Annotated in this window: 20 protein-coding genes and 2 pseudogenes; 12 read left to right on the top strand and 10 right to left on the bottom strand. The window is 69.0% G+C overall.

Going from position 1 to position 26571, the window contains the following annotated elements:
- Positions 1-98: 98 nt before the first annotated feature.
- Positions 99-311, bottom strand: coding sequence for a hypothetical protein (locus ACIQU4_RS41435; RefSeq protein ID WP_403742834.1), 213 nt, complete (start codon positions 309-311; stop codon positions 99-101).
- A gap of 159 nt (positions 312-470) precedes the next feature.
- Here ACIQU4_RS41435 and ACIQU4_RS41430 point away from each other — a divergent pair.
- Together ACIQU4_RS41430 and mobF are read left to right on the top strand one after the other, a co-directional pair.
- A pseudogene (locus tag ACIQU4_RS41430) lies at positions 471-623 on the top strand (IS982 family transposase); the annotation flags it as partial.
- Between the two features lie 273 nt (positions 624-896).
- The gene (gene mobF / locus ACIQU4_RS41425; RefSeq protein WP_403742831.1) at positions 897-2900 is read left to right on the top strand and encodes a MobF family relaxase; all 2004 of its coding nucleotides are present in this window, start codon (positions 897-899) and stop codon (positions 2898-2900) included.
- A 397-nt stretch (positions 2901-3297) separates the two neighbouring features.
- Here the strand turns inward: mobF and ACIQU4_RS41420 are convergent, their stop codons facing one another.
- Entirely contained in the window at positions 3298-3738 is a 441-nt protein-coding gene (locus ACIQU4_RS41420) for a hypothetical protein (RefSeq protein WP_403742828.1), read from the bottom strand.
- Positions 3739-4470: 732 nt separating this feature from the next.
- Here ACIQU4_RS41420 and ACIQU4_RS41415 point away from each other — a divergent pair.
- The 4 genes from ACIQU4_RS41415 (at position 4471) to ACIQU4_RS41400 (ending at position 9551) form a co-directional block, all read left to right on the top strand.
- Positions 4471-6111, top strand: coding sequence for a replication-relaxation family protein (locus ACIQU4_RS41415; RefSeq protein WP_403742826.1), 1641 nt, complete (start codon positions 4471-4473; stop codon positions 6109-6111).
- A 220-nt stretch (positions 6112-6331) separates the two neighbouring features.
- Positions 6332-7135: an NAD-dependent epimerase/dehydratase family protein gene (locus tag ACIQU4_RS41410; protein WP_403742823.1), complete on the top strand. Its 804-nt coding sequence runs from the start codon at positions 6332-6334 to the stop codon at positions 7133-7135.
- Between the two features lie 534 nt (positions 7136-7669).
- Entirely contained in the window at positions 7670-8800 is a 1131-nt protein-coding gene (locus tag ACIQU4_RS41405; protein WP_403742820.1) for an FAD-dependent oxidoreductase, read from the top strand.
- Between the two features lie 340 nt (positions 8801-9140).
- The gene (locus ACIQU4_RS41400; RefSeq protein ID WP_403742843.1) at positions 9141-9551 is read left to right on the top strand and encodes a RidA family protein; all 411 of its coding nucleotides are present in this window, start codon (positions 9141-9143) and stop codon (positions 9549-9551) included.
- A gap of 324 nt (positions 9552-9875) precedes the next feature.
- Here the strand turns inward: ACIQU4_RS41400 and ACIQU4_RS41395 are convergent, their stop codons facing one another.
- From ACIQU4_RS41395 to ACIQU4_RS41380, 4 genes are all read right to left on the bottom strand, one after another.
- On the bottom strand, positions 9876-10115 hold the full coding sequence (locus ACIQU4_RS41395; protein ID WP_403742840.1) for a tyrosinase family protein: 240 nt from the start codon (positions 10113-10115) through the stop codon (positions 9876-9878).
- Positions 10116-10155: 40 nt separating this feature from the next.
- A complete protein-coding gene (locus ACIQU4_RS41390) occupies positions 10156-10761 on the bottom strand; it encodes a hypothetical protein (protein WP_403742817.1) in 606 nt (201 codons plus the stop codon).
- Positions 10737-11486 (bottom strand): recombinase family protein, encoded by a 750-nt coding sequence (locus ACIQU4_RS41385; protein ID WP_403742813.1) that lies wholly within the window; start codon positions 11484-11486, stop codon positions 10737-10739. Before ACIQU4_RS41385 ends, ACIQU4_RS41390 begins: the two co-directional genes overlap by 25 nt.
- Positions 11487-11839: 353 nt before the next feature.
- Positions 11840-12463: a TetR/AcrR family transcriptional regulator gene (locus tag ACIQU4_RS41380; protein WP_403742810.1), complete on the bottom strand. Its 624-nt coding sequence runs from the start codon at positions 12461-12463 to the stop codon at positions 11840-11842.
- 23 nt (positions 12464-12486) lie between these two features.
- Here ACIQU4_RS41380 and ACIQU4_RS41375 point away from each other — a divergent pair, with 23 nt between their 5' ends.
- On the top strand, positions 12487-14409 hold the full coding sequence (locus ACIQU4_RS41375) for a carboxylesterase/lipase family protein (RefSeq protein ID WP_403742807.1): 1923 nt from the start codon (positions 12487-12489) through the stop codon (positions 14407-14409).
- A gap of 231 nt (positions 14410-14640) precedes the next feature.
- Here the strand turns inward: ACIQU4_RS41375 and ACIQU4_RS41370 are convergent, their stop codons facing one another.
- Positions 14641-15198 carry a TetR/AcrR family transcriptional regulator gene (locus ACIQU4_RS41370; RefSeq protein ID WP_403742804.1) on the bottom strand — a complete coding sequence of 186 codons (558 nt, stop codon included), beginning with the start codon at positions 15196-15198 and terminating at the stop codon, positions 14641-14643.
- Between the two features lie 72 nt (positions 15199-15270).
- On the opposite strand from ACIQU4_RS41370, the gene ACIQU4_RS41365 reads away from it, so the two are divergent.
- The gene (locus ACIQU4_RS41365) at positions 15271-16428 is read left to right on the top strand and encodes an FAD-dependent monooxygenase (RefSeq protein ID WP_403742801.1); all 1158 of its coding nucleotides are present in this window, start codon (positions 15271-15273) and stop codon (positions 16426-16428) included.
- A gap of 92 nt (positions 16429-16520) precedes the next feature.
- Positions 16521-17329 (top strand): IS5 family transposase gene (locus ACIQU4_RS41360; protein WP_403742799.1). Its coding sequence is split into 2 segments (ribosomal slippage): positions 16521-16860 and positions 16860-17329, totalling 810 coding nucleotides; the frame shifts between segments, so codons are not numbered across the junction.
- Between the two features lie 65 nt (positions 17330-17394).
- On the opposite strand, the gene ACIQU4_RS41355 is transcribed toward ACIQU4_RS41360, so the two are convergent.
- From ACIQU4_RS41355 to ACIQU4_RS41345, 3 genes are all read right to left on the bottom strand, one after another.
- The gene (locus ACIQU4_RS41355; protein ID WP_403742796.1) at positions 17395-19554 is read right to left on the bottom strand and encodes a WD40 repeat domain-containing serine/threonine protein kinase; all 2160 of its coding nucleotides are present in this window, start codon (positions 19552-19554) and stop codon (positions 17395-17397) included.
- 268 nt (positions 19555-19822) lie between these two features.
- On the bottom strand, positions 19823-20401 hold the full coding sequence (locus tag ACIQU4_RS41350; protein WP_403742793.1) for a DUF721 domain-containing protein: 579 nt from the start codon (positions 20399-20401) through the stop codon (positions 19823-19825).
- Positions 20402-20865: 464 nt separating this feature from the next.
- A complete protein-coding gene (locus ACIQU4_RS41345; RefSeq protein WP_403742790.1) occupies positions 20866-22038 on the bottom strand; it encodes a pentapeptide repeat-containing protein in 1173 nt (390 codons plus the stop codon).
- A gap of 431 nt (positions 22039-22469) precedes the next feature.
- Between ACIQU4_RS41345 and ACIQU4_RS41340 the strand changes: the two genes are divergently transcribed.
- From ACIQU4_RS41340 to ACIQU4_RS41330, 3 genes and pseudogenes are all read left to right on the top strand, one after another.
- Positions 22470-23213 carry a 2'-5' RNA ligase family protein gene (locus ACIQU4_RS41340; RefSeq protein ID WP_403742837.1) on the top strand — a complete coding sequence of 248 codons (744 nt, stop codon included), beginning with the start codon at positions 22470-22472 and terminating at the stop codon, positions 23211-23213.
- Positions 23214-23413: 200 nt separating this feature from the next.
- Positions 23414-25496 (top strand): annotated as a pseudogene (locus tag ACIQU4_RS41335) (DNA polymerase III subunit alpha); the annotation flags it as partial.
- A gap of 5 nt (positions 25497-25501) precedes the next feature.
- Positions 25502-26527 carry a DNA polymerase thumb domain-containing protein gene (locus ACIQU4_RS41330; protein ID WP_403742787.1) on the top strand — a complete coding sequence of 342 codons (1026 nt, stop codon included), beginning with the start codon at positions 25502-25504 and terminating at the stop codon, positions 26525-26527.
- Positions 26528-26571 lie beyond the last annotated feature (44 nt).

The following is a 26571-nucleotide window of genomic DNA, read 5'->3' as shown; positions in this document are numbered from 1 at the left end:
GATGACCGCGCCCCTGAAGCGCCCGTTACGGGTAGCTGGGAGCTCCAGCTCACCGCCGAGCTCGACGATGGCGGCGAGCAGGTGAGCGTGGTGGTCGGTCACGATGTCTCCATGTGGCAGCCGGATACGTCGTCGCTGTCGGTGGGGTCGGGGTGGAAGAAGCCGGTGTAGCGGAGTCCGGTCTCCGGAGTGGTGTTGAACACCGCGCATAGGTGCTGCGGGTCAGCGCCGGTGACGGCGGCCTCTTCGAGGATTCGGTCCTCGCGAAGTTGCTGGGCGGCGACCGGGAGGCCGCGCAGCAGAGGCTGCATCCAGCCGGTTGTGACCGGGGCCCGGGTGTGCGCGGTCTGCGAGCTGATGAACACGTGAGGGTTGCGGGTATGTGGCCAGCGCTGGTGCCGGAGGTGGATGTAGTCGACGGCGGCCTGCTGGGTGAAGGCGTCGAGGGGGTGATGGCGGCGACCGACGACATGCTGAAGGAGTATCCCGAGCTGGCGCCGTGGCGCCAGCCGGCCAGCATTACGCCCCGCCTGAGTGATGCCGAACTGGTCACCCTCGCCACGATGCAGGCCATACTCGGCTTCACCTCCGAGGCCAAATGGCTCCGCCATGCCCGTGTCCACGACGAAGCCCCCGGCGGTCGCCGGAGGCTGCTGTAGGCGGTGCTCGTTGGTGGTGTTCGTTCCATGGTGCTGGATGGTGCTCAGTGGTGCTGGATGGTGTTGTCCGGGCCGAGGTGTGAGAGTCGCCGGAGAGCGATGACATTCGCGTCCAGCCCGGGGCCGCTTCCTGCCCGGCGGGCGCACGAGAAGAAAGTTCGACCGCTGCTCCCGCCTGGCGGGACGTCCTGCTGATCGGCCTTTTCTTGCAGGTCAGAGCCGTGTGGCGTGGTCTCCATGACAGTGGATATCAGGGTCGTCCGGGCCGGTCAGATGTACCGCTACTTCCTGCGCCAGACCGCCGTCGGCGACGGCCGCCGCCCTGCCCGCACGCGGCTGCGCGAGGCCCAGGAGCGGGCCGGTGTCCCGGCCGGGCGATGGATGGGCCGCGGCCTGGCCGTGCTCGGGCTCGCGCCGGGTGAGGAGGTCACCGAGGCGCAGCTGCGGAACCTGTTCGGCGAGCGGGGCCGGCACCCGTACGCGGACCGGATCGAGGCCGACCGGCTCGCCAAGGGCGAGTCCCCGAAGAAGGCGTTCAAGGCCGGCGCCCTCGGCCGCCGGGTGATGGTCACGGGCGTCGACTTCGTCTTCCGGCCGCAGCCGACGATCTACCTCCTGTGGGCGCTGGGTGATGAGGAGACCCGGCGGGTGATCGAGGCCGCGCACGAGCGCGCGATCGAGCGGGTGCTGCAGTGGATCGAGGACGAGGTCGCGGTCATCCGGTACGGCAAGGACGGCATCTACAAGGTCCGGCCGCCCGGCGGTCTGGTCGCGGCCCGCTTCCGCCACTACGAAGCACGCTCAGGGATGCCTCTCCTCCATGACCACCTGCTGCTGTCCGTGAAGGGGCAGCGCCTGGACGGGACGTGGGGGTCGATCCATTCGGAGGTCATGTTCGAGAACACGGTCGCCGCGTCCTCGCTCTACAACGAGATCGTGGCCGCTGAGGTCTGTGAGGCGCTGGGGCTGGCGACCCAGCCGCGCACCGTCACTGCCGGGCGCCGGCCCGTTATGGAGATTGCCGGGGTGCCGCACGAGCTGATCGGCTGGACCGCGATGCGCGGCGAGCAGATCGCCGCCTGCCTCACCGAGTTGGAGACCGAGTACGTCACCGCCGTCGACGACGACGGCGAGCTGAAGTACCTGCCTGCGGTCTCTGAGCGGGCCCGGGTGGAACTGATGCGGATGGCCGCCCACAAGACCCGCCCGCCCAAGCCGAAGGCCCGGTCGCTCGCGCAACTGCGCGCCGACTGGAAGCAGTGCGCGATAGCCACCTCCAAGGTGGCCGCCGACGTCATCAACTCACTCCTCGAGCGCGCCCGCGCCGCAGCAGCCGCGATCCGGGCCCGGGTCGCGGCGATTGTCGACGTCGCCCTGGCGGCCGTGGACGTCGCGGCGGTGGTGTTCGTGATGAACGGCGGCGGCCGGTTCCACCGCCGGCACCTGCTCGCCGAAGCCCGCCGTCACCTCGCCCTGGTCCTGCGCGGCCGCCGCCGCGAGCCCGGCCTGGATGAGGACATCGTGCGCGCCGCCATCTCCACGTACTGCCTGGACATCAGCGAGCCGAAGACCGTACGCGGCCTGCTGTCGGACTACCGGCTCTACACCGCCCGGTGGGCGCTGTCCGATCTCGTATCCGCCCGGCGCCCACCGACCCCCGTGCCTGACCCGGGCCGACTGCCCCCGGCCGACTCCGGCGTACCGGTCCTGGCCAACTCGGACGCACCGGCCGACCAGGGTTCCTTCTCCCTGGCCGCACCCCGGCCGCCGGGCCAGGGGGCGGGGGAGTGGGAGATTCCCCGCGTCCCGTTGAGCTACGACCGTGCGGTGCTCGCCGGAGCGGCGGTGCGGGGGAAGCTGCGCACCACCGTCGTGCGGGGCCAGGCGTACGACGTTGCCGCACACCAGCAAGCGGCGATGCCCGAGCTTCTGATCGCGGGCCAGGACCCAGGCCCCGACCGCCCGGAGCCGGAGGACGAGCCCCAGCCGGCATTCGACGTGGCGGCGCTGCGGGTCCTGAAGGCATCGCGGACAGACGTCGAAGCCCTGGACTTCACCGCCGAGCAGCTGCGCCGCTTGACGGACGCCTTCACGAAGGCCGGCGACGGAGCCCGTACGAGGACGAAGAAGTTCGCCGACCCAGAGGACGCCCCCGCACCGAACCCGGTGCGCGAGGACGACCAGCGGGCGCACCGCCCGCAGCAGCCGGACCGACATCACGGGCCAGGAGCCGGCCGCTGAGTGCATCCGGTGCGGTGCACTCGATGCAGACGGTGTCCACCGACGATGTCGTGCACTCTCCGCATGGATGCTCGGCATCGTCCCGGAGTGCACGGCATCGCGATGACGATGCACGACATCTCCGGGACGATGCCGTTCATCCACCCTGGCGTACCCTGCCGCGTTTCCCCTTGACACAGGCCCGTGTCAAGGGGAAACGCGCTGCACCGAGCCCACCCGATGCGTACCACTTTCACGCGCCGGCCATCAGCGGTGCGCATCATGCACCGGGTGGATGTCCTTCGGGTGGAGGCCACCGGGTGGTCGCCATCGGATTGAGTGGAGGCCACCGAGTGGCGACGACCGGGTGGGTGGATGCGAGCTGCACGCGCACATCCACCCGGTGGTCGGTGTGCGGCTACCGGTGCGCGCTGGTCGTGTGCACCGCGCGGGCGAGTTCCAGGCGCCTGTCGCGTATCACCTCCAGTGCGGGGGCCACGTCCTCCGGGTCGATGATGAAGATCTGGGCGACGAAGTACGCGATGGAGCGGGCGATGGTCGGCGCCGCGCTGGCGGGGCAGTCGTGGGCCCACATGTGGATCGCCGTCATGAAGAGGACGCCGAGTTCGGCCAGGACAAAGGAGTCGGCGTTGATGTCGCCGACGTCGTCGGGCAGCGCGGTCACCGGGAAGATGAGTTCCTCGGCGATGGCGACCAGCAGGCCGGGGTGGGGGAGGAGCTCGATCGCGAGCTGGTCCACCGCGTCGTCGTCGCGGGCGTCGACCGCCAGTACGTAGTCGAATGCGAGCTGTACCTGTGCCGGGGACAGCGCGCGGTTGATCGGCATGTTCTCGTGCATCGAAGGCTCCTGTCGTACGGCCACCGAGTGGGTCACGGCGACGTCTTCCAGCAGGGTCAATCGGCGGGCCTGTGGACAGCAGCGGCCGGAGATTTCTCCTCCCTCCTGGAACGGACAAACCGCTCGGTCAAGGGGGGGCGATCGAACCCCCTTGACCGGCGCCGCACTCGACGGTCGCCCAAGCTGCTCACCCCCTTGACCAGGTGCCGACCGGGCTAGCCAATCCGGCTGCTGACCCCTTGTCCGGTTCGGCGGGCACGGTGTTTCCCCTGGACACGGCCCTCTGACGGCGGCCTTCAGACAGCGGTCAAGGGGTGGCCTTGCACCCTGCTGGTTCACTGCCCCGGTGTGGGGTGGTGAAGGAAGCGAAGGAGATACGACGATGGCGACAATCCACTGCCGTCCGGCAGGCGGCCCGCAGCCCCTGGCCCGGCGCCCCGAGGTGGGCCAGGACCGGCCCCGCACGGGCTGGGTGAGCCGAAGCGGACTCCTTGAGGGGGCGCTTGGAGACCTCCTTGGGAACCCACTTGGGTGCCCGGTACTCAAGGCGGAGGGAAAACGCCAGGTCAGAGCCGCAATCGGCGCCAAAATTGCGCCGTCACAACCCTCTTCTCACCTAGATGTATGTGAGAAGACCGTTGCCCCCGGGGCGGCGCGGACGCCGTCCCGGGCCGGACTGGTCCGCAGTGCAGCCGGCCGTCGGTCGCCCAATAAGGCGAAGGGGGCGAACTGATGACGGGCAAGCGGGTGACCAACCCGGCAGGATCCTCGAACAGCCTGCGCGGGGATGTGCTGCGCGTGCTCGGAGCGCTGAAAGTCGCGACGGCCGATCAGATCCAGCGGATCAGCGCTCCGCACCTGAACCACCGCCACATCGACAAGAAGACTCCCTCCGAGCAGAAGACCGCCCGGACCGCCGCACACAACGGCGCGCTCGCCGACATGCGGAAGCACAACCAGTCCGAGACCGGCGGTGCCACGGCTACGGGAGACAGGCTGCGGAACCTGACGCTCAAGGGCCTGGAGGCCGCTTCCCACGAGCTGCGCCGCCCGGTGACGGAGATGGGCTCCACCGCCCGCGGCGCGGGCTCCAGCGGCGGCTCCCACCCGATGGCCGTCAACGAGACCGTCATCGCCATGCTGCGCCCAAAGCCGGACATGGCCAAGCTCGCCGACGACCCGGCCGAAGTCCGGGCCGCCGCGCAGGCCGTCGTCGACGCACCCGGCGGCATCGGCACGATCGCCTCGTACTGGACCGAGGTCCCGCTCCCCGCCACCGGTACCTGGAACGCGCCCGGCAAGGGCGGAGCCCAGGCCGACCTCGTCCTGACCGCCCCGCAGGACAAGATGCCGCTGCTGTTCATCGAGGTCGACAACTGCCACATGACCGCCGAGGAGCTCGCCCTCAAGCTGGAGAAGTACGCTCGGTTCTTCCGCAGGACGACCAAGGACACCGACGGCAAGGAACGTCCGATGTGGCGCACCCGCTGGACAGCGCCGGAGACCTGGTCCGGCGACAGCTCATACCCGCCGGTGCTGCTGGTGTTCAACCGGGAAGGCCAGCGCGACCCCATCCGCACCGCCCAGCGCCTGGCCGAGCTCACCCGGCACCTGTGGGAGGGCGAGTGGTACGAGGGAGGCTTCCACGAATACGACGGGAAGATCCCGATCATCGCCACCAGCCTGCCCAAGCTGCGCGAGCACGGCCCACACGGCCCGGTGTTCATCCGCTTCGGCCGGCGCGCCCCGCAGTCCTTGTGGGAAGCGGTCGGCAATCCCCGCCGAGAGGCAGCCGAGGCCCGGTCCCGGGACGAGGTCAGGCGTGCCCTGGAGGAGCGCCAGGCAGAGCAGCGGCGGGTGGCCGTGGAGCAGGCGACGAAGAAGGCCGCCGAGCGTGAGGCCCAGCGCCCCGTCTGCACCGGCTGTGGGGTGAGGTTCACCGACGACCGCTGGGAGACGGCCAGCACGAGGGACTGGGGGAGGCCGACGGACAGTCACCCGGGCCTGTGCGACGGCTGCAAGCAGTGGGCTGTCGTCGACGAAAGCCAACCAGCCGGCAAGCAGGAGCACCACGAACCAGTGAGTCGTGGTGGGGAGTCGTACGAGTTCCGGCGCTACCCCCGCCGCCCTGTCTGTGTCGAATGCGGTACTCAGTTCACCGACGAGCGGTGGGAGGCGGTCGAGCGCGTCGGCTGGAGTAGCAGCCAAGAGGCCAACGCGTCCTTGTGCGAGCACTGCGACCAGCGGCATGAAGCTGACATGCGCCAAGCCTGGCCAGACCAGCACCGACGACAAGAGCAAGGGCCGGAGGCGGAGCCGGAGCAGGTCGTTCCCGAGCAGAAGACCGGCCTCTGGTTCTCGCGCCGCACCTGACCAACCAAGCCAGCCCCTCCGCCGGCAGCGCGGGCAAGCCTGAGGCGACCCTGGGCAAGCCCGTGTTTGATGGCGCTTCTTGAAAATATCCCCACCCGCTGCTCACGGCGTCCCCAGACGTGCTCACGTTGGTTCCCCACACTGGCCGCGATGACTCGCGATGAGAGGATCATCGTCTGCCCGGATCAGGGCGTTGACGAGGTCAGCGGGAGGAGACGCAATGGGGCTGGGAACGGTAGTTATCACCGGTGCGGCCGGGAATATCGGTTCGGTGGTGCGGCGGGCGTTGCGCGGCGAGGTGGGCCGGCTGGTTCTGCTCGATCGCGTTGCGATCCGGCAGGAGGCAGCCAACGAGGTGGTCCACACGGTCGACCTGCGGGAGGCGCCCGCCGTGGAGGCTGCGCTGTCGGGCGCGGACGCGGTGCTCCACCTGGGCGGGCTGCCGGACGAGGCGCCTCTGCCCGACCTTCTGGAAGTCAATGTGCTGGGTACTCACAGCGTCCTGGAAGCTGCCCGGCGCACGGCCGTTCCGCGGGTGGTGCTGGCCAGCAGCAATCGCGTGACCGGTTTCTATCCCACGGCGCATCTCACCGGTCCCCAGGATCCGGTGCGCCCGGATGGTCTGTACGGGGTGAGCAAGGCAGCCGTTGAGGCTCTGGGGCAGCTTTATGCAGACAAATTCGGCCTCTCGGTGATCTGCCTGCGTATCGGTAGCTTCGAGAAGACGCCCACCGAAGCCCGCCATCTCGCGACGTGGCTGAGCCCCCATGATGCCGTCGGCTTCAGCCGGGCCGCGCTCACCGCCCCGCTCTCCACCCGGTTCGCCACGGTGTACGCCGTCTCGGCCAACACCCGCCGGTTCTGGCACCTTCCCGCAGAGTCCGAACTGGACTACACGCCCTCCGACAACGCCGAGGTCTACGCAGCGCACATCACCGACGCCGACATCCCTGCCGACCCCTCAGCTCCGCAGGCCGGCCCGTATGCCCTGCCCGAATTCACGTTGAAGCACATCCGGCCCTGACCTTCGCCTCTGGCTCGGGCACTCCCCGATGACGTGTCCACATGAGGAACCAAGAGCAACGGTGGGGATTTATTCAGGCTCTGGCTCAACTTCCGTGGTGACGGCTCGACGCTCAGTTCATCGGAACGCTGAACGATGGAAACCAGCAGGTCAGTGCGTTTCTCCGGCGCGGGTACGAGCGCGCACGGCGCGGCTCCACAGAAGTTGAGCCAGAACCCGAGAACGGGAGGCACCCCTCGCTCACGCATCCTGGATCATGTCGGCTGGCCACCGCGCCCGTCGGGCCGTTCGTTGTACCTCCGTGCAGGCCGGGCTTCGTCGCTCGGGGAGCGATGCGAGAACGAGAGCATGAGCACGATCGACCCGGATGCCGAGTGGATCCCCATTCCGGGTACGTGTCGGGACTGATGCGCGGTGTCGGTCATCCATCGGCGGCTGCCGGTTCGATGTCGGTGGCTTGTCGGCGAGGTCCGGCACCGTTCCAGAGACGGCCGCCGGGAGCTCACTGGGCGGCCCTGATCCCCAGGAGCCACCATGCACATGCCCGTCACGATCATCGGCGCCGGACTCGGCGGACTCACTCTTGCCCGCGTCCTGCACCTTCACGGAATCCCGGCCACGGTCTACGAGGCGGAGTCCTCCCCGACGGCGCGCACGCAAGGCGGGATGCTCGACATCCACGACTACAACGGACAGCTCGCCCTCAAGGCGGCCGGCCTGATGGACGAGTTCCACGCCATCGTCCTGGAGGGCCGACAGGCGACGCGGGTCCTCGACCCGGACGGGACCGTCCTGCTCCACAAGGTCGACGACGGCATGGGCGGACGCCCCGAGGTGCAGCGCGGCGACTTACGACAGATCTTGCTCGACTCACTCCCGGCCGGCACCGTCCGGTGGGGGCACAAGGCCGGCAGCACCCGCGCCCTCGGCGGGGGCCGCCACGAGGTGACGTTCGACGACGGCGGCACCGTCGTCACCAGCCTGCTGGTCGGCGCGGACGGCGCCTGGTCACGGATACGGCCACTGCTCACCACCGCCACACCTGAGTACGCTGGCACGTCGGTCGTCGAGACGTACCTGTTCCACGCCGACACCCGCCACCCAGCCGCCGCGAAAGCGGTTGGTGGCGGGTTGCTGATCGCGCCCTCGCCGGGCAAGGAGATCTTCGCTCACCGGGAGAACGGCGACACCCTGCACACCTACGTGGCGCTGACCAGGCCACAGGACTGGTTCGCCGCCATCGACTTCACCGATGCCGCCGCGGCCACCGCCCGGATCGCGCGCGAGTTCGACGGCTGGGCACCGGAACTCACCGCGCTCATCACCGACGGCGACACAGCGCCGGTCCTGCGCCCCCAGTACGCTCTGCCGACCGGGCACCGGTGGGACCGGGTGCCGGGGGTCACCCTGCTCGGCGACGCCGCCCACCTCGCGCCCCCGAACGGCGACGGCGCCAACCTGGCCATGTACGACGGCGCCGAACTCGGCAAGGCCCTCGCTGCCCGCCCCGACGACATCGAGGCCGCACTCACCGAGTACGAGCAGGCCATGTTCCGCCGCAGCACCGAGGTCACCACTTTCGAAGGTGGAGCGGTTCTGGGGATCGACTCCGAGCACAACACGGCTCAGGGCCTGATCAACATGATCACCGAGAAGAGCCAATAAGCCGCGCAGCCCCGATCTGACGCTCTCCGTCCCACCCCGCTCAAGCCTAGGCGGCGGTGACTCCCAAGCTCATCGACATTGATCACGGGCGCGAGCGATGAACCGACCCCCGAACCCGTTGACAAACGACTCCCGTTCTCAGAGCGGGAGTCGTTTGTTGACGACTTCTGTCCTTTGTCAGCGAATCCAGTCGATATGTCATCCAACTCAGTCGACTCGCGGTCGGTCTCATCCGGCGGTCGTCGCGTGGCGGGCCGACGAGGAAAAGGGGAGGCGGGAACCAGCAGGGCATGGGCAGGATGTCCGGGCTCCACACCCGATGAGAAAGGCCTCGATGACCGTGGCTCGTGCCATTACTTTGATCCGCTCCGCCTCCCTCTCTGACGTCGCCGAGTACGCCTACGCAGCCACTGCGCCCGCCGAGTCGCGGCTGATCTTTCTCGCCGGGGCGTGTCCGCTGAACGATGACGGCTCCATGGCAGCAGTCGGGGACTATGCGGGCCAGGCAGCGAAAGCTGTCGAGAACATGCGGGCTGCTCTCACGGCCTCCGGTGCATCCCTCGAGGACATCATCAGCACCAGGGTCCTTGTCGCGTCGGCCCGGCGGGAGGACCTGGTGGCTGCCTGGGAGGTGGTACGGGACTCGTTCGGTGACCATGACGTCCCCAGCACCTTGATGGGCGTCACCGTGCTCGGCTACCAGGACCAGCTCGTCGAGATCGAGGCCGTTGCTGCGGTGCTCGATTCCTGAGACGCGTCTGTGCACCGTGGTGGCCGAATACGGCCGTGGACGGGAGGAGTCTTGGTGACGCCAAGCCCGTCTCCGTGACAGCGGCCGCCCTTCGGGTCATTACACGCCCCCCGTCGACTGGGTTGAATGACAAAACGGCTGACTTCAGTGGCAAAGGACATTCGGGCGTCACTTCGCGTGCTGCGGCCATGGTCAATGTCCATGAGTTCGGGAGTCACTCATGGCAGTCGGAGCACCAGGCACGTGCCCGGTGAGTCCCTTCGCAAGACGCGGGACCGGGTGCCGCTCTGCTGCCCGTCTACTCCTCCACGCCGGGGCAACCGGTCAGGCCCCGCTGGAGGAGCCGCTCCATCGGGGGTATACGTAGCCGAGGGTGCGGGCGTTGAGGGTGGAGGCGACGGTGACGCCGAAGGGAGGGAGAAGCGAGTGCGTCGAACCCTTGTAGGTGTTGGCGAGGCTGGGGTTGCGCGCTTGCCATTCGGCCCAGAGGAGGTCGATGAAGGCGTGGTGGACCCAGTCCAGGGGGTCGTTGGTGGAGTACGGCCTTGGGGACCAACGGAACAGCCAGTATCGGTGAGATCGATCTTGATGTCGGATCGGTGAGCTACGAGGGTGGCGCCGTGTCGCTGACGAGCCGCAGGACAGGAGGCGGTGGGGCGAACTCGCCGAGTTTCAGTGCTGCCTCGCGCCAGTTGGCGGCGAGCTGGAGCAGGCGCTCGCTGTCATGGCGGTAGCCGGGCGGCGGGGTGTTCGGGACTGCTGGCCAGAGGATGGTGGCGGCGAACCGCAGCGCGTGCACGGCCGCGGTCGCGTGGGGGTCGACGCCCCCGCCTTCCAGGCGTCGCAGCATGTTGAGTCGGGCGGCGGCACCGAGAAGTTCGTCGTACACCTTCGCGTACTCCTGCGTGCGTACGGTCGCCAAGTCATCCACGGGCGCCTCCGGCGTTCGGGTGGGGCTGGGTCTGGAGGCGCTGGCGGAGGTCGATCTCTTCGGGGTGAGCGGGTCTTCCGGTCGGCGCATGCGGACGGGCTTGGGGCGGAGCGGCAGGTCATCGTCCGCCGCGGCGTCCTCGGTCTCAGCGAGCGCCCGGTAGAGCGAGGCGACCGAGGGGTTCTTGCCCGCGTTCTTTCCCGTCTTGATGACCAGCTTCTTCGTGATCCCCAGAACGGGGACGCCCTTGTTCTTCAGCGCGACGGCGAAGGTGAGCATGTCGTCGTCGATGACCTTCGGCCGTCCGCCGTGGTTGCCCTTGGCCGCCGCAGAGACCTGCCCTTCGAGGGTCTTCTCCCGGATGTAGTTGCGCTCGATCTGCCCGGCCACGGGAGCACGGTGAAGAACATGGCGCCCATGCCGGTGGGGTCGTAGATCCCGGTGAGCGGGCCGGTGAGGAGTTCGAGCTGGATGTCGCCGGCCTGGAGCTCGGCGGACAGCGTCATCAGCTCGGCGGCGTTGCGCGCGAGCCGCTTGAGCTCGTGGACGGTGAAGATGACCGGCGTCTCGGGCGCGGCCTCCTTGAACTGGGGGGCCAGGGCGAGCGCCTTCTCCAGCTCAGGCTGCACCTTCACCCGGGTGCTGATCTGCTCCTTGAAGACCTTGTGGCACTCCGCCCGGTGCAGGGCTTCGAGCTGGCTCGCCAGCTCCTGCCGGGCCGTTGACGTCCTCGCGTACCCGATCCTCACCGGTCGCTCGGTGCGGGGCGCGGGCACGATCGCGAGCGCGGGGCCCTGCTTCCACGCGCGGCCGGGGTGCCGGTCGGCGGGGACGGGGATCTCCAGTTCCTCGCGGAGCGCGGGGACGAGGACGAAGCGGGGGGCGTGGTACTTCGCGGCGGTCTTGCCGCCCCGGGTACGGTAGGCGCTGCCGGCGGGCGCGTCACAGTTCGGGCAGCCGTGACGTTCTACCGCCAATGCGGCCTGATCAGGCCCGAGATCCATGGCGGCAGTCTCTCAGAAGTGCCTCGCACAACACGTCGGTTTCGAGAGGACTTTTGCGAATGGTGACCTGCGGAAACGTGATCGCTCCCGGGGCTCTCGCGGAGCTCTCACAGATGTTCATTTGCGAGATTCACCGTGCGCGAGGTGCACGGATGCCCGGTCTTGGAGTCAACATCAGCGACAACCAGGAGTGAGGCGCCGCCGCGATTCCCAGCCTGAGCGACAACGGAAGGTGCGATCGAGAAGCAGGGCCGTCTCGCCCTTCCTTGCATCCGTCCAGGTCACGGCGTGGGCTACCGGCAAAGATGCAATGAGAAGGGGCACTGACGGAGCACGTGAGGCGCCCGCTGGCGTCAAGGGCCAGCCTTGTTGGGGGTGTCTGCGACGCCCTTGACCACTCTGAGGGCGAGATCGAGGGCTGGGGCGTTTCGGGCGGGAGGGAAGCCCATCTCTGTGAAAGTCCAGTGGCCGTAGGCGAGGGCGAGAACTTGGTAGGCGGCGTTCTCATAGACGGTGGCAGGACGGCCGGGATGGTCCTCGGCAAGCGCGGTGGCAAGGATTTTTTCGAGATTGGCGTAGACGGCGCGGATTCGTTCGCGTAGGTCGTCGTCGAATCGGGCGGCGGCAAGGAGGGCGTCAATGGCGGCGCTGTCATCATCGGGCGCCAGCTCGTCACCGAAGAAGTAGTGCACGAGGGCCTCGGCGTTTCGCCCGGCGGCGCTCTGCGAAGCGAGAGCCGTAGCACGGTCGGTGAATCTGCTGATGATCCGCTGCTCGAACAGGTCGCGGAGTTCGTCGCGGTTGCCGACGTAGTGGCGGATGTGCCCGCGGGCCAGGCCCGCTTCGTCCGCGACATGCTGGAGTGTGGCGCCTTCCAGACCGAAGCGGGCCACGCAGCGGGTGAAGGCATCCAGGATCTGATCGGCGCGCACAGCGGCCTTGCTGGGCCGTCCCACACGTCTCTTCTCGGCGCTCACTGGATACACCCCAATTGTTAGTCATGTTTGACAATAAATACGATACCAGGCCAGCCTTGATCCTGCGGTGGCCGACCGGTCCCGCCAGGAGAAGCGGAGGCATCGTGGGCAACGGCCGGTGGCTGTGGAAGCGCGCAAGACGAGGCTTCGGCCATGACGGGCGTACGGCGTCGTCGCGTACGGCGACTACGCTGGCCGCAGCGGGATTGCTACTGGGGATGTCGCTTCCAGCCGAGGCGGCCACAGGGCCCGTACAGCGACGCACGGACGCGGAGCCAGTGATAGCCACCACGCACGGGCCGGTACGCGGGGTCGGTGAACACGGGCTTTCGGTATTCCGGGGCATCCCGTACGCGGCGGCGCCGACGGGGGAACGGCGGTTCAAGGCGCCCGTGCCACCGACGCCTTGGAGCGCGCCGCTGGACGCCTCGCGCTTCGGACCGGCCTGTATCCAGACTCCGGACGATCATGAGATGGCCAAGGGCACGCCCACCTCGGAAGACTGCCTGAAGCTGAACGTGTGGACGCCCTCGACGTCGGGCCGCAAACCGGTGATCGTGTTCATCCACGGCGGCGGTTTTACCTCCGGATCCGCGCGCGACCCCTGGTACGAGGGGGCCAACCTGGCGCGGCGCGGCGCGGTCGTGGTGACCATCCAGTACCGGGTCGGGCCGTTCGGCTGGCTGGACCTCAGCTCACTGGGCGGCGACTACGCCCAGAGCATGAACAACGGGCTGCTGGACCAGATGGCCGCCCTGCGATGGGTGCGGGCCAACGCCGCCGCGCTCGGCGGCGACGGGCGCAACGTCACCGTCGTCGGTGAATCCGCGGGCGCCATCAGCATCTCGGCGCTGCTGGGCACTCCCTCCGCCGACGGCCTCTACGATCGGGCCGTGCTGCAGAGCGGCACGGCGGGCACGATCGCCACCCGTGACTGGTCGCAGAAGGTGACCTCCTCCTTCACCCGCCTGGCCGGGGTCTCACACCCCAGGGAACTGCTGGAGCTCAGCTCCGACAAGCTCCAGGCCAGCGCGAAGAAGCTGTACGACACCCAGTTCTCCGACACCGCCTTCCACCCCGTCGTCGACGGCACCCTCATCCCTCAGCTGCCGATGCAGCGGCTCGCCTCCCCCGAGGGACCCACCAAGCCCGTCATCATCGGCACCAACCTGGACGAGGCCCGCTACTGGCTGCACTACATTCCCGAGATGAACCGACTCCCGGAACGCTACTTCCGGCCGTGGCTGAAGTCCCTGGTCGGCGACCGCTACCAGGAAGTCATCGACGCCTACCAACGCGAACGCCCCGACCTGGACGACGCCCAGACCGGCATGGCGCTGACCGGTGACGTCGGGTTCCGGATGCCGGCAATCCGCATGGCCGAGACCCTGTCCCGGCGCGGCGTGCCCGTCCATATGTACCTGGCGACTGTGACCTCCCCTGACCTGGACGGCCAGCTGGGATCACCGCACGCCGTCGAACTCCCGTTCCTGTTCGGCACCCTCACCGGCGACCGCGCCCACACGATGGTCGGCACCGATCCCGCCAACACCACCCTGTCCACGACCATGCAGCAGCTGTGGACCTCCTTCGCCACCGACGGCACCCCCCGCGCCCCCGGCCTGACCTGGCCCCGCTTCGACACCGACCAGCGACCCACGCTCATCCTGGACCGCCAGGTCAAGATCGAGAACGACCCCTATCCGCAAGCCCGCAAGGCATGGGGCCCGGTGCGGTTCGACGGCTCCGACCCGGGCCTGGAACGGCTGACCCCGCTTCAGTACAAGGGCACCAACCCCAACGACCCCCTCGTCATCGCAGCCGTCATCGGCTGGAAATGGGTGACTGCCGGAATCGTCGCCGTCACAGCCCTGCTCGGCGCCGCCGGATACCTGACCGTCAGGCTCTTGCGTCGCCGCAGAGCCCGTCCCCGGGAAGCACAGTGAGACCCCACAGCCATACCCCCATGCCCTGCCTGAACGGCCTACAAGCCCGTTGGCGCTGAGCGCTGGAGGTGGACCGCAGGGGGTTAGCCGGTCGCGGTGAGCGATTGCGCACCGTAATGGGCCGTACCGCAGGCAGCTCGGACTAACTGATCGTTTCAGAATGAGGTTCGTAGGCGGCGGAGACAGCTATGGCTGCCAGCTGTTTCGAGCGGGACCGTGGACGCCTGGGGCCTAACGCAGCGCGGCGGCGACCAGTCCTTCGAGGGCTTCGCGCGGTACTTCGCCGCCGTTCACCAGTCGGTCGAAGATCAGTCCGTCGATGCAGGTCAGCAGCGTGTGAGTGCGGTTCTCGACGTCGGTTACGCCGTGCTTGACGAGGAACAGCCGGACGGCCTCGCGCCCGGCGTTCTCCCGGGGCACGAGGATCTCGCGCAGCTCTTTGTCGCGCACGCTTTCGACGGTGCACGCGTGGCGGGCGAGCGAGCGCCGGCGGCCCTCGCCGGTGAGTCGCTGTCGGGTGAGCGTCACCATGCCGTCCACCAGTTCCTCGACGGTACGCAGGGGCGGAAGCTCGTCGGCCGTCGTGTGAAGTTCCGCCTGGTCGAGTTGGACCAGGTGGACGACGAGTCCGGTCAGCAGAGCGGCGCGGGTGCGGAAGTAGGCCGAGGTGGTGCCGGGCGGCATGGCTGCTCTGCGGTCGACCGCACGGTGGGTCAGGCAGCGCATCCCTTCCTCCGCGAGGACGTCGAGAGCTGCATCTGCAAGAAGGGTGCGCCGATCCGAAGCCATGACCCCTTTCTACACCCGTAGAGACTCGGGATAGAGTCGGTTTCTACAAATGTAGAAGAAGGAGGCTCCGCCGTGGGCAACACAGCAGTGGTAGTCGGAGGGGGAATTGGCGGGCTGGCCGCCGCAATCGGCCTGCACCGCATTGGCTGGGACGTGACGGTCCTTGAGCGTTCGTCCCTGCTTGAGGACGCGGGGGCAGGCATTTCATTGGCTGCCAACGGCCTGCGGGCATTGGACGAACTCGGGGTCGGCGGGGCGGTTCGGGACGCGTCGCGAGGCCAGTACAGCGGCGGCACCCGGACGCCCCGGGGTGGCTGGCTGGCCCGGATGGACGGCGCGGCACTGGAGAAGGCGGTGGGCACGCCGATCATGGGCATCCCCCGTTCCACCTTGCACCGACTGCTACGCGAAGCATTGCCCGCCGGGGCACTGGCGATCGGCTCCAAGGCGGCAACGGTCGAGCAGGTCGGCCCGGAGACGGTTCACGTCGGCTACAGCACCACGGTCCTGGAGGCCGATCTGGTAGTGGCGGCCGACGGTATCGGCAGCACAGTCCGCGGCCAACTCTTCCCAGAGCACCCCGGCCCGGTCCACAGCGGCTCGACGGTGTTGCGGGCGATCACCGAGCACGCGGTCGATCTGCGTACCGACTTCGAGCTGACCTGGGGCCGGGGCGCGGAGTTCGGACACATCGCTCTCCTGGACGGGAGGGCCGAGTGGCACGCCGTCCTCAGCCTCCCCGCCGGTACGCGGTTCGCCGACCCGCTGACCGAACTGCGCCGACGATTCCACACCTGGCACGCCCCGATCCCCGCGCTGCTCGACGCGACCCGGCCCGAGGCGGTGTTGCATCACGACGTGAACGAACTCCGCACGCCTCTCCCTTCATACGTGGTCGGTCGGATCGCGCTGCTCGGCGACGCGGCCCATGCAATGACCCCCAACCTGGGACAGGGCGCCTGCCAGGCCCTGGAGGACGCGGTCACTCTGGGCGCCGCCCTCGATGCCGAGTCCACCGTCGAGGCCGCGCTCGCCCGCTACGACGCCGAGCGCCGGCCACGGAGCCAGGCCGTCGCAGTGGCCGCCCGGCAGGCCGGGAAAATGGGTCAGCAACTGTCCCACCCGCTGGCCGTCACCCTGCGGAACACGGCGATGCGACTGACACCGTCCCGGGTCGCCATACATATGATCCTGCGTCACCACGCCTGGGTCCCGCCGTCGCTGAACTGATCTGGCTCGCGGCCGCCACCTCGCAGGCACTTTCTGGGCCAAGTCAAGCCGCGGGTCTTGCCGTTGGCGGTTACGGTGGGCAAGGTGTCCGGGTGCGTACTGATCTTGTTCCGGACGATCTGTGGGAGCGCGTGGCCCCGCTGCTGCCGCCCACTCCCGAACGACGACGTCGCCACCCCGGGCGCCTGCGCGTTCCCGATCGAGTGGCACTCGCCGGCGTGCTGTACGTGCTGCGAGCCGGTGTCGCCTGGCGCGACGTTCCGACGGAATCCGTGGGCTGCTCCGGTGTGACGGCCTGGCGTCGGCTGCGGGACTGGACCGAGGCGGGTGTCTGGTCGCGCCTGCATGCCGCGCTGCTGACCGAGCTTCGACGCGGGGGTCTGCTGGAGCTGGACGACTGCTCCGTGGACGGATCGCACATCCGGGCTCTCAAAGGGGGGATCTTGTTGGCCCCTCACCGGTCGACCGTGCCCGTTCTGGCTCCAAGCACCACCTGATCGTCGACCGCTGGGGAACCCCGCTCGCGGTTACGCTCACGGGTGGCAACCGACACGACGTCACCCAGCTCCTGCCGCTCTTGGATGCCATTCCAACGATTCGGGGGCTCCGCGGACGCCCCCGCCACAGGCCCCGACGGTTGTATGCCGACCGGGGCTATGACTTCGACAAGTACCGCCGCTTGCTGTGGAAGCGCGGCATCAAACCCATGATCGCCCGACGTGGCGTCGCCCACGGTTCCGGTTTGGGCAAAGTGCGCTGGGTGGTCGAGCGCGCCTTCGCGTGGCTGCACCAGTTCAAACGACTACGCATCCGCTACGAACGACGCGCCGACCTCCACCAGGGCCTGCTTGAACTGGCCTGCAGCCTCATATGTCTCCGCCGCCTACGAACGTCATTCTGAAACGATCAGTTAGTCGGTTGCACGGATGGCCACAGTCGGCTGCGCGTGGGTTGGCCTGTGGTCTCTCACGTCCGTGGCGTCGCCGACCGGGTATCGCGTGAAACGTCATCGAGCCGCCACAGACGGCATTCATACGCGGCGCTTGCGACGGCCTTGCCGTCGGGGCTGAACGCCACTCGGTGGAACTCGTTGCCGGACAGCGCGAGGGTGAGGCGACTGGTGCCGACGTCCCACAGTCGTGCGCCGGTCAGCCCGCCGGTCAGCAGTGTCTTGCCGTCCGGGCTGAACGCCACCGCGTTGGTCCGCTCTCCGATGATCGTTGCCTTCATGGCGCCGGTGCCCGCGTCCCACAGCCGCACGCCCGTCTCCCCCGCGGTGGCGACGGCGTCCCCGCCCGGGCTGTACGCCACCGCATAGGTCACCTCGGCGAGGAGTTTGAACAGCGGGCGACGTTCGGCCACATCCCACAGCGCGCAGCCGTACTCCTCCATGGCGATCCAGTCCTTGTCCTGGGGAGCCATGTCGCCTGCGATGGCGAGGCGGTTGCCGTCGGGGCTGAACGCCATCTCGGTCACGCCTCGCACCGCGCGGTTGCCGGGGAGCTCCTCCGGGATCAGGTGGGCGACGACTTTGCGGCTGGCGATGTCCGCGAGCACAGGGCCGTCAACGACCGTGCCGATGGCGATGAGTGCGCCGTTCGGGCTGATCGCGATGCACGAGATGTCGGGGTCGAATGCGTAGTGCGACAGGTCTTTGTGGTTGGAGAACCCGTACGCGGCGTCCGCAACGCCGCCGGTGCGCATGTCGTGCAGGGTGATGCGGTCACGACTGCGGGCGGTAAGGGCGAACGTGTGGCCGTCAGGGTGAGCCACCGGCCGGGCTTCGTCGCCGTGGTCTCCCTCAGCCTTGGCCAGTAGCTTTCGGGAGTCCACGTCCCAGAGCCGGAGCATGTCGTGATGAACCGAGACAAGCGTGCGGCCGTCGCGGCTGAACGCGATTCCGGTGGTGAAGTCGCCGGTCAGCGCGTCGCTCTTCGTGCCCGCTTCCGGCCAGAGGCTCCAGGCGCCGCCGCCGGCCGCTGCGGCGCCGGCCACTCCGAGCGCTCCTGCGACGAACCCGCGCCGTGACAGGGCGTGGCGCCTCTGCGGCGCGGTTTTCTCGGCAACGTCCGTCAGGGGCGGCGACGTAGGCGAAGCGACCTTGGGGAGATGATCCAGCAGCGTCGCCTGGTGGGTGACGGTTTCCGTGGTGCGTTTGGCGAGCAGAGCGTGCATGGCGAGCGCGATGCGTCTCGGGGCGTCGCCGTAGACATGCCGGAGCGGAGTCATGGCTGGCACGGTGGGGGGTGGGGTGGACTCGCCTGTTGATGGCGTGGGCTCAGGTACGTGGTCGAGTTGCCGCAGGGCCTGGGCGAGGTCGGCGGCGTTCGGGTACCGCTGGTCGGGGTCCTTTTGCAGCAGGGTCAGCACGAGTTCGTCCCAGGCGGATGGGATGCCCATGGACACCGAGCTGGGGGTGGGGGGTTCCTGGGTGAGGTGTGCCGAGAGGTAGCCCACGGTGTCGGGTGCCTGGAATGGCAGCCGGCCTGTGATCAGCTCGAAGAGCAGGCAGCCGAGTGCGTACAGGTCGCTGCGCGGTTCTGGGAAGCCGCGTGCTTGTTCGGGTGCCATGTACGGGGGGGTGCCCACGATGAACCCGGTCTGGGTGAGGCGATCCGCGGTCGCGTAGGGGTCGGCCGCCCTCGCAATGCCGAAGTCGAGGACCTTCACGTTGCCGGAAGGCGTGATGAGGATGTTGGACGGCTTGATGTCCCGGTGCATGATTCCGGCGTCGTGCGCGTCAGCAAGTGCGTCGGCTATCTGCGCGCCCCATCGGGCCGCGTCCGGCAAGGTGACGACGCCTCGGCGTAGCTTTGCGTCCAGGCCCTCGCCTCGCACCAGCTCCATCACCAGGAACGGGACCTTGTTGTCCCCTGTGTCGGTCTCGCCGAGGTCGTGGATGGTCACGATGTTGGGGTGCTGCAAGCGGGCGGTGATCCGTGCCTCGCGGAGGAACCTGGCGCGTGCCTCGTCGCCACGGCTTCCGCCACCTGCGAGCAGGGAGATCACCTTGATTGCGACAGGCCGACCCAGCGTTTCGTCCTGTGCCTCAAATACCTGGCCCATTCCGCCTTCGCCGAGCTGTCGCACCGGCCGGTAACGGCCCCCAAGGAGCTGGTCTCGCACTGCTACGCCTCCCCCGTCTCGAACATTCCTGCCCCGGCCGCGACCTGCTGCGGGTCAGGAGCCAAGGTCATTATGAGTCTCCGGACGACGCGGCGGCGGAGGCTGCCTCCGCAAGGTAGCGGTGGAGTGAGGTCTTGGGGATTCCGGTCTTCGCGCGGCAGCATAGCCACCGGTCCGGCCTCGCGGCAGGGCGTGAACTGCCCTCGCATCCATAGGGATTCAGCCGCAGCGGGTCCGTGCTTCCCCTTCCCAGCCGCCCTGGTGCCGGTCACGCCGTTGACCGCAGCGCAGCGGCCTGCGGAAGGATGACTGCGGCCCCGGACCGCTGGGCACGTTCGGCTCGGGCCCGGTGCAGGGCAGCGGCCTCGGTTGCCGCAGCCTGGCGGCGGCGCTGGACGAGGGCTTGGTCGATCGGGGCTGGCGCATCGGCGGGGATACCGTCGGGCTCGGGGAACGCTCTGCGGGACAGCTCGCGCATCGCCCGGTTCTGTCGCTCGACCGCCTCCGCGATGTGCGGGTCCACCCGGGACTGGGGCGCAGCCGGGCGGTGTGCTTCGATCGCGCGGCGGTAGCCCTCCGGCGGCGTCCGGCGCTCCACCGGTGCGGCGCTGGCCGGCTGCGGCCCCGCCACAGCGGCCGCCGTGGCGGGGCCGGTCTTCATGGCTGCGGGGGCCAGGACGTGCAGGGAGCGGACGTGTGCGCCGGGCACCTTCTTGTTGGCCGCCGCGATCAGCTTCGGCGCGCTCCAGCGCAGTTGCGTGCCGCAGGCCGGGGCGTCGGGGACGACGTCCAGGCGGCCGCTCTCCACGTCGAACTCCACTGCCTTGCCCGTCCCTGAAAATGACACCTCTTTCTCACGCGATAGCCGAGAGGAAGAGGTCTGCTCCGAGATGCCACGGGCAATGGCCGGAGGGCGGCCCGGTTCCGGGGTTCGGCCCCATCATCAAGGCCGCACCTCGTACGGTGCGGTGCATGGACGACTTCTTCGCCGGGGTCCTCACCCGGGCCATACCCTGGCCGGTCGGGCAAGCTGACCTCCACTGGCACATCCTTCACGACCCTCTGGCTGTGGAGGAGCAGTTGGCGGGCCCGTACAGGTGTAGGTTCCCAAAATGAATGACCCTTTTCATTTCGGGTGGCCCCTGTCTTGCCCATGGGCCACCGAAATGAGACGGATGCGTTTGCCTGTCGCGTTGAAGTCGGCGGATTCACACTCGATCTCATTGGCGTCGGCAGATTCTCACTGCACTGAGCTCTGAGCGGCGGCGTTTGCTTCGGTCGTGGGGTGTGATGTGGCTGGTGCCTACCAGATCAGTCCGGGTCAGGTGAGGGCGGTAGTCCGCGCGCCCCGTTGATCTTGGCTCTGGTGAGCTTGGCTCCGGTCAGCTGTGCCCCTCGCAGATCGGCGTTGGTGAGGTTTGCTGCGGTCAGGTTCACACCGCGCAAGTCAGCGTCCGTTAGGTCGGCGCCGGTCAGGTTGGCGTTCGCCAGATTCGCGCTGCCTCTGATGGCGCCAGCGATGATTTCGAGCAGGGACTTGTCGTCTGCGCTGAGCTTCGCGCCGTGCAGATTCGCTCCGGCCAAGTACGTGCCCGTCAGGTTGGCATCAACCAGGATCGCCCCGGTCAGGTTCGTTCCCGTAAGGCTTGCACCTTTGAGATCCGCACCCCAGAGCACCGCATTGGTGAGATTGGACGGCTTGGTGGGGAATGGCGCGACCAGCCTGCAGCCACTCGTGCGGCAGCCGCCCTCGACAAACTCGGTTGCCCCCAGTACAGCGTCGTGCAAGGCCGTGTTGCTGAGATCTGCACCGGTCAGATCCGTATCAAGAAGATTCGCGCGGGTCAGGTCTGCTCCGTCCAGGTGGGCACCGGTCAGGCTTGTGCGCAGGAGTGTTGCTCCGCTCAGGTTGGCCCCGCTGGCGAACGCGCCGCGCAGGTCTACTCCCGGGAGCGCTGCGCCGCGCAGGTCTGCACCTTCCATGTTCGCGTAGCTGAATGAGGAACGGGTGCTGGGAAGTTCGCCGCCCTTGGGGAGTTTTGCAATGTCTCTGAGTTCCCAGGTGCCCAGCGTCAGGCCCCGGAGGTCTGATCGGTTCCAGTCGAGCTGCGCACCTCTGTCGTAGCGGGGTGGGCGGTGGGCCAGCACGTTCATTACGGCCGCCACGTCAGTGGACGAGCGGCGCTTGAGTGTCTCCTCGGTGTCCTCCTTCGCGAAGCCGCTTGCCGGAACGGGTGCGTGGCGTCGTACGTATGCCGACAGGACCGAGACGATCCTGGGCTGATCGCGAGGTGAGTCCTGCATGATGCGCTCCAGCGCGTAAATACCCCCGAAGCGCACGTCCAACGACTGCGACCCGAGGTTGGTGATCGCGTCATTGAACCGGCTGGTGAGCTGTCCCTGTTCGGCGACCCGTACTTCCCTCCAGGTGAACAGCAGCGCCACCACTGCGGCCAGGCCGGGCAGGGTGGCCGCCGTGAGCACTAGCCATTGAGACCGACCGAAGCTGCTGGGACTGTGCGTGCCCGCACCGCGGCTGCGGCGCCGTTGTCTGGCCGCGCGCCTGTGCGCGATCCGACTTAACCATCCACCACGCGTATTGCCCCTCACCTTGTCCATGACAAGGGACAGACACCGAAACGGGCTGACGCCACACTGCCGAGACACCCGATCGCCGCAGCGATCCGCACGCTGCGTGGCGACGCCGACTGCGAGGCCGTACGCCGGTCGCCTTGAGGCAAGCCCCAGTCCCGGAGTGTCGCCGCAGTAGAGGTGCCGCTACTGACCCTCTGGACCGGCGAACAGAGGCCAAGAACATGAGGCAATTCCCTGTTGGCCTCGACTGAGATAAATCAAAGAACCACAGGCCAGGACAGCGCGAAGGGCCACGAGGAATGTGAACCTACAACAGGAAGCTGACCGACCAGCCGGGCCTGGCCGCCGTGCAGGCGCGCTGGGTGCACACCACAGTGATGCGCGGCGGGCCGGTAGCGGAGTACCGGACGGGGGAGCTCGACACGGTCCTCGCCCGTGTCCGTGTGGAGGCCGCTGCCATCGCGCCGTTCGAACTGGCCTACGGACGCCCAGAGGCCGGCCGGGTCGCTCTCGAACTGTCGGCGCATCCGGGGGAGTCGGCCCGGCGGCTGTGGGAGCTGACGACCCGGATCGACGCCGAGGTCACCGGCGCCCGCTTTCCGCTCCGGCCCCCGGTGTACTTCCCTCATGCCTCGCTCGCCTACGGCGTCGCCGGGGAGGTGCGGCCGGACCGCCTGGCGATGAAGGCGCTGCTCTCCGATCTCCCCGTCGGGCCGGTGACGCTGCCGGTGACCCGGCTCACGCTCGTCGCGCAGTCCCACGATGCCCGACACATCACCTGGACCAAGCTCGGCGACGCCGTACTCGGCGGACACGGACCATGGAGCGGGCGCCCAGGTCCCTCCAGGAGTTTACCGATCTGGACGGCCCGCGCCTCGACGCGATCCACCGCCAGGTCCACGACCGCATCCGCAGCCTCACGCCCAGCACCCTCTATGCCGGCGCCAGTCCCTGGCATCCGGCGGACATGTGGTGCGTGGCGAAGCTCCCGGAAGATGTGCTGTGGCACTCCGCCGCGATCCACGAGGCGGCACACGGCGTCCTTGCCTTCGCCATCGGCCTGACCCCGCAGCGCCTCACTCTTGCTGCCGCTGGCGAACAGCCGGACGTTGGCGGGGGATACATCGCCACCGGGGGCCCCGAGCGCCAGTACCCGCACCAGCACATCGCCGTCATGACCCTCGGCGCGGGCCCTGCCCAGGCCCGCCACCTCCACGCCGCCGGCTACACCCACCCCGAGCTCCGCTCCTGCGTCACCGAGTTCGTGCCGGAGACCTACCGGGCCCGCCACGCCCTTCGGGACACGGGCCTCGCCCTCGGCCTGGCGCCGCAGGCCGTCGACATGGTCGCCAAAAGCTTTCCGCACATCCGGGCCTGCGACATCCGCGACGCCCTCACCACCCTGCCCGAGCTCAAGCGGCTCGCCGCGGAGGCCGACTCGTACGGGCCGCTGTGGGAGCTCGCCGAGGGCCTGGACGCCCTGCCGCGCGGCTACGCCATGCACCCCTGCGGCGTCATCATCTCCCAACGCCTCCCTCCTCGACCGGCTCCCAGTCCAGCCGACCCCGGGCGGCCAGTACCCCATGGTCCAGGCCGACAAGCACGACGTCGAGGACCTCGGGCTGGTGAAGCTGGACGTCCTGGGCGTGCGGATGCAGTCGGCGATGGCGCACGCCGTCGCCGAGATCCGCCGCACCACCGGCCGCCAACTCGACCTCGACAACCCCGACCACGTCCCACTCGGCGACCCGGACGCCTTCGACCTGATCAGGGCGTCGGACACGGTGGGCATGTTCCAGCTGGAGAGCCCTGGCCAGCAGGACTTGGTCGGCCGACTCCAGCCACGTGACGTCCAGGACGTCATCGCCGACATCAGCCTGTTCCGGCCGGGCCCGGTCAAGGGCGGCATGCCCGCCCTCTACATCGCCGCCCGCCACGGCGCCGCTCCCCACTACCCCCACCCCGACCTCGAACCCGTCCTCGCCGACACCTACGGCGTGACCATCTGGCACGAACAGATCATCGGCATGCTGTCGATCCTGACCGGCTGCGACCGCGCGCTCGGCGACCTCGCCCGCCGAGCCCTCGCCGACCCGGACCGACTGCCCCGGGTGGAGGCCTGGTTCAGGCAGGAGGCAGGCGCCCGCGGCTACACCGCCGCGGTCCTCAACGAGGTCTGGGAGATCGTCGCCTCGTTCGGCGCGTACGGCTTCTGCCGCGCACACGCCGTCGCCTTCGCCGTCCCCGCACTCCAGTCCGCCTGGCTCAAGGCCCACCACCCCGCGGCCCTCTACGCCGGACTGCTGGAGCACGACCCCGGGATGTGGCCGGCCCGCGTGATCATCTCCGACGCCCGCCGCCACGGCGTCCCCGTCCTGCCCGTCGACATCAACCGCTCCCGAGCCGACTACCGCATCGAGCAGACCGACTCCGGCGTGTGGGCGGTGCGGATGTCGCTGGCCTCGGTGAAGGGGATCGCTGAGGACCAGGTCGCCCGGATCGCCGTCGGCCAGCCCTACAACGGCCTCCAAGACCTGTGGCAGCGGGCCCGCCCCGCCCTGCCGATCGCCGAGCGTCTCATCCAGATCGGCGCCCTCGACCCGCTACGAGGACCGCTCACCCGCCGCGACCTCCTCCTCCAGGTCTCCGAGCTCCACCGCCACACCCTGGCCCGGCCCGCCACCGGGCAACTGCCCCTCGACGGCGAACTCGTCACCGCCGAACCTTCGGGGCTTCCCGAGATGACCAGCCGCGAGACACTCGACGCGGAACTGAGCATCGTGCGCATCGACGTGTCCCAGCACCTGATGACCCACCACCACCGGCTGCTGCGCGAGATCGGCGCCACCGACTCCGCCCACCTCAAAGCCATGCACCCCGGGCAGCAGGTCCTCGTCGCCGGCGTACGCGCCTCCACCCAGACACCCCCGATCCCCTCGGGCAAACGCGTCATCTTCGTGACGCTGGAGGACGGCTTCGGGCTCCTGGACATCGCCTTCTTCGAAGACAGCCACGACGCTGTCGCCCACACCGTCTTCCACTGCGGACTCCTCCTCGTCCGCGGCACCGTGGAAGCCCGCGGCCCGCGCCGCACCGTCGTCGGCCAGACGGTCTGGAACCTCGACGAACTCGCCGCCGCCCGCCGCGACCACGGCCCCGAAGCCGTACTCGCCCTCCTCGGCCAGGAGCATCTCGCCCCCACCCCCGCGCAGGCCCCGCCGTCGCGGACCCTCGCCAACGGGACCAGCGGAGCCCGCCTGCACCCGTACGCGGACCTCCAGCCCGCCGGCACACGGGCCGCCGACCTCAAGTCGCTCGGCTACACGAGCCCCGGATCGGCGGGGTGATCAACATGACCGAGCGACGCGTGCTCCACGCCTGCTTCCACCTCCCACCGGGTGCCAGCCAGGACCTGTACGAGCAGCTCCTCACACTCGCCGAGGGCCTCACCCCCCGCGTCCAGGCCATCCCGCCGGACGCCGCGCACCTCGATATCACTGGCTCGCTGCGCTACTGGCAGCGTGATCCGGAGGGCCTAGCCGCGCTCCTGCGGATGCGGACGATGGCCCTGTACGGGGTGCAGACCACGTGCGCGATCGCCCCGACCCGGATGCTGGCCACGATGGCGGCCGCGGTGACCGCGCCCGGCGCCACCACCCTCATCGAGGCCGACGAGGTCCGGGCGTGGCTGCGGCCGCGACCGGTCGCAGCTCTTTACGGCGTCGGCCCCGCCACCGCGGCCAAGCTGCGTACGTACGGGCTGCACACCATCGGCGACCTCGCCGACGCACCCCTGCCCGCGTTGACCCGGATCTTCGGCGCCGCCACCGGCCGCACCCTCCGCGCCCACGCCCTCGGCCAGGACCCGCGCACCGTCCAGCCCCAGCCGATCGCGAAGTCGATGGGAGTAGAGCGCGGCTACGACCACGATGTTCTGGACCTGGTGGAGCACCGGCGGAGCTTGCTGGAGCTTGCCGAGGAGCTCGGTGCCCGGCTCTGCGACGCGCACCAGGCGGCGGGGAACCTCGCCCTGTCCGTTCGGTACGCCGACCGCTCCACCAGCAGCCGTAGCCGTACGCTGCCCGAACCCACCGCCCACACCCGCCCACTCGCCACCACCGCCTACGAGCTGTACGACCTCCTCGGCCTCCAGCGCGCCCGCGTCCGCTCCATCAGCCTGCGCGCACAAGACCTCCGGCCCGCGGCAGAAGCCACCGAGCAGCTCACCCTCGACCCCACCGACGACCGAGCCCGCGCGATCGAGGCCGTCACCGACCGAGCCCGAGCCCGCTACGGACCCGGAACCATCCGACCCGCCGCACTCGCCGCCACGGGCGGCCGGCTGGGTACACCACCCTCGAGAGGGACCCGCTCATGACTACCCCCGCCCCCGCTCCGCGTCCGGGAATCGCGACCTGGAAT

This window comes from Streptomyces sp. NPDC090741, assembly GCF_044769045.1.
GTDB lineage: Bacteria > Actinomycetota > Actinomycetes > Streptomycetales > Streptomycetaceae > Streptomyces.
Note: the sequence above shows the minus strand (reverse complement) of the source record. Positions and strands in the feature narration are given on the sequence as shown.

What these genes read in the sequence shown, in the direction of transcription:
- mobF (WP_403742831.1), top strand. Translation starts at nt 897, where the DNA reads ATGACAGTGGATATCAGGGTCGTCCGGGCCGGTCAGATGTACCGCTAC.
- ACIQU4_RS41420 (WP_403742828.1), bottom strand. Translation starts at nt 3,738, where the DNA reads ATGCACGAGAACATGCCGATCAACCGCGCGCTGTCCCCGGCACAGGTA.
- ACIQU4_RS41375 (WP_403742807.1), top strand. Translation starts at nt 12,487, where the DNA reads ATGTTTGACAATAAATACGATACCAGGCCAGCCTTGATCCTGCGGTGG.
- ACIQU4_RS41415 (WP_403742826.1), top strand. Translation starts at nt 4,471, where the DNA reads ATGACGGGCAAGCGGGTGACCAACCCGGCAGGATCCTCGAACAGCCTG.
- ACIQU4_RS41330 (WP_403742787.1), top strand. Translation starts at nt 25,502, where the DNA reads ATGACCGAGCGACGCGTGCTCCACGCCTGCTTCCACCTCCCACCGGGT.
- ACIQU4_RS41390 (WP_403742817.1), bottom strand. Translation starts at nt 10,761, where the DNA reads ATGCTCACCTTCGCCGTCGCGCTGAAGAACAAGGGCGTCCCCGTTCTG.
- ACIQU4_RS41370 (WP_403742804.1), bottom strand. Translation starts at nt 15,198, where the DNA reads ATGGCTTCGGATCGGCGCACCCTTCTTGCAGATGCAGCTCTCGACGTC.
- ACIQU4_RS41385 (WP_403742813.1), bottom strand. Translation starts at nt 11,486, where the DNA reads ATGGATCTCGGGCCTGATCAGGCCGCATTGGCGGTAGAACGTCACGGC.
- ACIQU4_RS41405 (WP_403742820.1), top strand. Translation starts at nt 7,670, where the DNA reads ATGCACATGCCCGTCACGATCATCGGCGCCGGACTCGGCGGACTCACT.
- ACIQU4_RS41410 (WP_403742823.1), top strand. Translation starts at nt 6,332, where the DNA reads ATGGGGCTGGGAACGGTAGTTATCACCGGTGCGGCCGGGAATATCGGT.
- ACIQU4_RS41435 (WP_403742834.1), bottom strand. Translation starts at nt 311, where the DNA reads ATGCAGCCTCTGCTGCGCGGCCTCCCGGTCGCCGCCCAGCAACTTCGC.